The following is a 6088-nucleotide window of genomic DNA, read 5'->3' as shown; positions in this document are numbered from 1 at the left end:
AGAACAAATCTACAACTTAACCTCAGCTGATTGGTCCGCACCAGCCAGGCAAATAGCTTGCTGCTTGGCTTTTGGCATCTTTGAGAGCCTGATTGAGTGCCTTGTCAAAGCTCGCATCCACGAATTTCCGGCTAATCCTTCGCCGCAGGAAATCAGCCCAGAGAAATTCGCTGAACGGCGTCGCGTCCTTGGCGAAACCGCCCGCTCTTCGCAATTCCCCAGCCAGACTGCGGAAAGGATCATCTTCAAGATCCTTGATGGATTTCGGAACCATTGCGTAATCCCGCCGTCTGCCCTCCTCATCAAATGGATGCATCCAGCCGCGATTGTCCAGCACGACCATAAAGGCATCTCTGTCGAGTTTGGAGAGGTCGCTGATCACCGTCACAAGAACGCTTTTGACACCTTCATCATACAGTGCACGCGCAAGATGGTGATGATCGATCACATGGTTTCGCCGATTGGGCCCGAGCACGCCAGGAATCATGGTGGTCGAGGAATTCGCCAACCATTCTGCCCTTCTGCTCGCGCCATTGTTTGCGCTTTTCGGCGACCTCCCGCATGCCCACTGTAATCTGGGTTGGCCGCAGATCCTTGATAGGAATGGTCTCGACAATGGGCTCGCGTGTGACGTGCATTGTGATTATCCTTCTTCTTTGGCCGCGCCGGATCAAGTCGCCAGTTTTCGGATGGCATCATCGACACTGTGAAAGATATTCTCCGCCCCCAACAGGGAGATGAGCCCAAACCGTGACAGGGCACCCTGTGCGCGAACGGATTCCAATCTTGCAATGGCAAATTTCACGCCAACGGCCCGGCAATGAGCGATGACGTCAGCGAGCGCTTGGGACGCCGTGTAGTCAATATCGATAATACTGCTTGCTTCAAGAACGACGAGATTGAGCGTTTCGGCGCGGTCATCAATGGTATTGCACATGCCACGTTTGAAATCATCGGCATTGACGAATGACAAGGGCGCCTGGAAGGCAATGACAAGAACGCCCGGAGTTTTTTCGCCCTGCGAAGCGGCACTAGCCGGCCACCATATTGTGCTACCGGGTACTCTCTCAAACTCGATCGGACGAGCGCGCGTCACTGCCCAGAGGCCATGTAGCAGCGAAAGGCCGATGCCAATTGTAACGCCCGCCTCGATTGGCAGAGCGACAATCGCGACCATTGTGATCATGATCAACCCAAATTCGCCTCGCGCCTCCCGGTAGACGCTTGAGATCGTCTGCCAGCGGATGATCCTTTGGGCAACGAACAGCAGAATGCCAGCCAATGCAGCATGTGGCACGCTCGATAGCAGTTGCCCGCCGAACGCCACGAGCGCAAGCACGATTGCTGCGGCGATCAGCCCGCTGATTTGCGAGCGACCTCCGGTCTCGGCCACAATTGCAGTGCGTGGCGGGCTCGCATTCACTGGAAACGACCCAAGCAATCCTGACAGGAGGCTCCCTGCGCCAACACCGACGAAATCATGATTGACATCTGGTGCTTCGCCGGTTTCGGAAACGAATGAGCGTGTCGTGGCAGCCGTCTGGACCATGACAACGACGGCAACCAGCAATGCCAGTGGAATAAGGCCCCGCAGGTTTTCAAGACCCAATTTAGGCAGTGAAACATGCGGCACCCCGTTGGGAAGCGCGCCGAGGACCGCCACACCACGGCTTTCGAGGCCAAAGAATATTACAGCCAAGGTCGCGGCCACAAGGCCGATCAGAGCGCCAGGTATTCGGGCATTGACGCGTTCGGACAGCAATACCGCAAGAAAGACCCCAGCGCCGAGGCCCACGCTGAACGGATTGATTTGTGAAAAACTGGCTGCGGTTGCGGAAACACGTCGAAAGACGTCACCTTCCTGGCCGGCAATACCCAGTAGACCCGGCAATTGCGAGACGATGATATGAATGGCAATGCCAGCGAGAAACCCGGTTGTTACCGGAACAGACAGAAGGTCTGCGATCCAGCCGAGACGGAAAACGCCACTGGCGACAACAATGAGGCCAACCAGCATGCCGAGCGCTGCAGCCAAGGTGCCATATTCAGGTGAACCACTGGTGACCAGAAGTGCAAGGCTGCCAGCGAATATCGGGGTGATCGTTGAATCCGCGCCTACCGACAAGTGACGGCTGGCACCGAAGATTGCGAAGGCGAGTGACCCGGCGATGAATGCGAAAAAGCCGATTTCAGGGGCAAAGCCGCCGAGACGCGCCGTTGCCATCTGCTCGGGTATGGCAATAGCCGCGAGGGTCAGCCCTGCAATCGCGTCACGGTTAAAATCCTTCAACGTCCAGCCTGAGAGAGAACCGAACGGACGCCAGGCCTTTCCTCTAAGGGGCTCCTCGGATGCTATCGGCTGTTTCATTGAATGCCTCCCGGAAGGACACGTCAGAATTTACCACATGGTCTTTGCAGCACGCTCCGGCCATTCCCGGTCATAGGTCTCACCGCCGACGCGCTCTTCGGTGAGCGCAGCCAATATATGGCCGGGCGTCGGGAACTCCTTCGGCAAGCGATGCTTCTCCGGATTCCATAATTCGGAGCGGATGAGCGCGCGGGCGCACTGGAAATAAGCTTCCTCGACTTCGACCACAATGACGGAACGCGGCGCCTTGCCATCAACCATGAAGCTGTCGAGCAGCGCGTGATCGGTATCGACAAATGCCCGGCCATTCACCCGGAATGTCGTGGTGAGCCCAGGAATGAGGAAGAGCAGTGCAATGCGCGGATCGCGGACGATATTGCGCAGCGAATCGATACGATTATTGCCGCGGCGGTCCGGCATCATCAGTGTCTGCTCATCATGAACCCGGACGAAACCCGCAAGGTCGCCGCGCGGCGAACAATCGAGCCCTTCAGGTCCGCTGGTTGCCAGAGCCACGAACGGCGAACCCTCGATCAATTGCCGGTATTCCGGAGTGATTCGATCGGTAACCTTTGCAATCGATGCTTGCGTAACGCCGCTATATATCATTTCTAGCTGCTCTACTGTGGTTATCCGCGCCATCCCCGTCTCCGTCAGTCCTGCCAAAATGCATTCGCCGACTAACATGGCATGGCGAAGTGAATATGACAGCCCCGAGTTTTAGGAAATGACAGCAGCGGCGCACTCGTATATCAGTCGCAGCCGACCGGATTTGCGGAGGACTTCATGAGCGGATTTGCGGCTATTGGCGAGTGCATGATCGAATTGTCGGGTGCCCAAGGCGACCAGTGGCGCATGGGTTTCGCCGGCGATACGCTAAACACGACCTGGTATGTCCGGGCTCTCACCGATCCGGATTTCGCCGTTGATTACATCACTGCCTTTGGCGACGACCCCTTCTCGGTCAAACAGCGCAGCTTTCTGCGGGAGAATGGCATCCACACAGCCCACAGTCCGGTCATCGTCGGCGCCCGTCCTGGTCTTTACGCCATCACCTTGACGGGTGCGGAACGCTCCTTCACCTATTGGCGCAATGACGCGGCCGCGCGTCATCTCGCTGACGATCCGGAGGCATTGGCGAAAAGTCTCGATGGTCGTCAGATTATTTATTTTTCCGGCATCACCATGGGCATCTTAAGTCCCAGAAGCCGTCAGAACGTTCTCAATGCCGTCAGTAATGCGCGCCGCCAGGGCTCGCGTATCGTTTTTGATGCCAATTATCGTCCGCGGCTGTGGGAAAATATCGAGACCGCAAAGCAGGTCTTGAGCAACGCCTTTCACGTGACGGATATTGCTCTGCCAACTTTCCCGGATGAAAATGCACTCTTTGGCGATGCAACTCCGGCGGACACTGCCAATCGTATCGCTTCATACGGTGTGCGGGAAATTGTCGTAAAGGACGGTACCGAACCGGCACTGGTCGTTACCCCCGATGCGCGCACTAAGGTTCCTGCTTCACGCGCCAAGGCAGTGGATACCACAGGCGCAGGCGACAGTTTCAATGGCGGTTACATCGCCGCGCGCCTCGCCGGCCTCGATCCCATCACGGCGGTGGGCCGGGCGCATAAAGTCGCTGCGCGCGTGGTTGAATTCCACGGTGCGCTTGCTCCCATGGACGAAGCGCGCAAGGCGTTCAAAGCCTGAAACAGGTCTATTTCGACTTCCTGAAGCTGTATTTGGTCATCTGGCTGTAGGTCTCTTCAGGACGCAGGATCGCCTGCGGGAAATAGGGAAAGTGCGTCGAGTCGGGCCAGACCTGAGCTTCGAAACAGAACCCCGCATAATTGTCGTAGGTATTGCCGGTCAAACCGATTGGCGTGCGTCCGCCAAGCGTATTGCCTGCGTAGAACTGCACACCGGGTTCCGTTGTCAGCACATTCATCTCGACACCTGAATGAGCTCCTTTGGCGGAAGCAACGAGACGCAGCGGCTGGCGCTGGCTGGAAAGACAGAAATTGTTGTCATAAACAACTTGCTTGCCGTCATCCTCATGGCGAACCGTGCGGTATTCGCGAAAATCATGTGTTGTCCCTGCGACAGGCAAAACCCGGCCATCGGGAATGAGATCGCCATCTACCGGGAGATAGGCCTGCGCACCGATCCGGATCTGATGGTCAAGCGCATCGGTTGCGCCGCCATCATCGAGATTAAAATAGCTATGATGGGCAAGATTGCAGATCGTCGACTTATCCGTAACAGCATCCATGCGGATCGCCAGCGTTCCCTTCGATTCGAGCATATACGTGCAGGTGATGCTCAGATTGCCGGGAAAGCCCATTTCGCCGTCGCCGAGCTGGATGGTGAGCGTCACATAATCCGGACCAACAGCGACAACTTCCCAAATACGATTACCGGCCCCTTCACTGCCTCCATGGATATTGTGCAGGCCGTGAAAATTTCGCTCAAGCGCATAGGTCTTGCCATCGATCGTCAGTTCGCCGTCGCGAATGCGATTGATTGACCGGCCAACCGTTGCGCCGAGATAGGGTGAATGTGCCGGATAGTCGGCAAAATCCTGATAGCCGAGAACCAGCGGATGTTCGTGGTTCTTGAGGCGCAGATCTTGAATCACTGCACCCCAGGTCAGCACCTTGGCGGTCAGTCCACCGCCGGAAATTGTGATACGGTGGACTGCCTCGCCATCATGTGTATGACCGAAGATTTCTGTGTTCATTTCGTTTCAGAGCCCGAGGCCGCCAACACAGACGTACTTGGTATCGAGATAATCTTCGATACCCTGATGTCCGCCTTCTTTGCCGAGACCGGACTCTTTCACGCCGCCGAACGGCGCTTCGACGGTTGTGATCATGCCTTCGTTGACGCCGACCATGCCGTATTTCAGTCCTTCGGAGACGCGGAACACCCGGCCAAGGTCCTGCGTGTAGAAATAGCTGGCAAGGCCGAACTGGGTATCATTGGCAAGGTCTATCGCTTCCTGCTCGGTCTCGAACTTGTAGACCGGTGCGACAGGTCCGAAGATTTCCTCCTTGGTGAAAAGCATGTCGGCCTTGGCGTCGCCAATAACCGTCGGCTCGAAGAAACTGCCGCCCAGCGCATGACGCTTGCCGCCCGTGACCACCTTGCCACCCTTCTGCTTGGCGTCGGCAATGAATTCTTCGACCTTCTCGACAGCCTTTTCATCGATCAATGGCCCCTGCTGGGTACCAGCTTCCAAGCCGTCACCGACCTTCAGCTTTTCGGTTGCGGCGGCAAATTTCTGGATGAACGCGTCGTAGATTCCGGACTGGACAAGGAACCTGTTGGTGCAAACGCAGGTCTGACCTGAGTTGCGGAATTTCGCCATGATCGCGCCATCGACGGCCCGGTCCACATCGGCGTCGTTGAACACGATGAAAGGCGCATTGCCGCCAAGCTCCATCGATACTTTCTTGACTGTATCGGCCGCCTGCTTGATCAGGATCTTGCCGATTTCCGTCGATCCGGTGAACGTGATCTTGCGCACAAGCGGATTGCTCGTGATCTCGCCGCCGATTTCCGAGGCCGAACCGGTCAGGATGTTGACGACACCCTTTGGAATGCCGACCTCTTCGCAGAGCGCACCCCAAACCAGACCTGAATAAGGGGTCTGGGTCGCAGGCTTGACGACAGCAGTGCAGCCGGCAGCCAGCGCCGGACCGATCTTGCGGGCAAGCATGGAAG

Annotated in this window: 5 protein-coding genes and 1 pseudogene; 1 reads left to right on the top strand and 5 read right to left on the bottom strand. The window is 56.7% G+C overall.

Translation table 11 applies throughout. The features are described from left to right. Window positions 1-22 precede the first annotated feature (22 nt). The 3 genes and pseudogenes from AAAC48_RS06700 to AAAC48_RS06690 all read right to left on the bottom strand — a co-directional run bounded on the left by AAAC48_RS06700 (window position 23) and on the right by AAAC48_RS06690 (window position 3010). Window positions 23-563 (bottom strand): annotated as a pseudogene (locus AAAC48_RS06700) (ParB-like protein). 107 nt (window positions 564-670) lie between these two features. Beyond that, a complete protein-coding gene (locus AAAC48_RS06695; protein ID WP_340653438.1) occupies window positions 671-2368 on the bottom strand; it encodes a SulP family inorganic anion transporter in 1698 nt (565 codons plus the stop codon). Window positions 2369-2398: 30 nt separating this feature from the next. Beyond that, window positions 2399-3010 carry a pyridoxamine 5'-phosphate oxidase family protein gene (locus AAAC48_RS06690; protein WP_340653437.1) on the bottom strand — a complete coding sequence of 204 codons (612 nt, stop codon included), beginning with the start codon at window positions 3008-3010 and terminating at the stop codon, window positions 2399-2401. A 144-nt stretch (window positions 3011-3154) separates the two neighbouring features. On the opposite strand from AAAC48_RS06690, the gene AAAC48_RS06685 reads away from it, so the two are divergent. Then, window positions 3155-4072, top strand: coding sequence for a sugar kinase (locus tag AAAC48_RS06685; protein WP_340653436.1), 918 nt, complete (start codon window positions 3155-3157; stop codon window positions 4070-4072). 7 nt (window positions 4073-4079) lie between these two features. Here the strand turns inward: AAAC48_RS06685 and AAAC48_RS06680 are convergent, their stop codons facing one another. Then, window positions 4080-5102: an aldose epimerase family protein gene (locus tag AAAC48_RS06680; protein ID WP_340653435.1), complete on the bottom strand. Its 1023-nt coding sequence runs from the start codon at window positions 5100-5102 to the stop codon at window positions 4080-4082. Window positions 5103-5108: 6 nt separating this feature from the next. Next, the coding region (locus AAAC48_RS06675) for an NAD-dependent succinate-semialdehyde dehydrogenase (RefSeq protein WP_340653434.1) at window positions 5109-6088 on the bottom strand (980 nt) is incomplete at its 5' end.

It is taken from the genome of Phyllobacterium sp. (assembly GCF_037994405.1).
In the GTDB taxonomy this organism is placed as follows: domain Bacteria; phylum Pseudomonadota; class Alphaproteobacteria; order Rhizobiales; family Rhizobiaceae; genus Phyllobacterium.
This window is presented reverse-complemented; position numbering and strand designations above follow the sequence as displayed.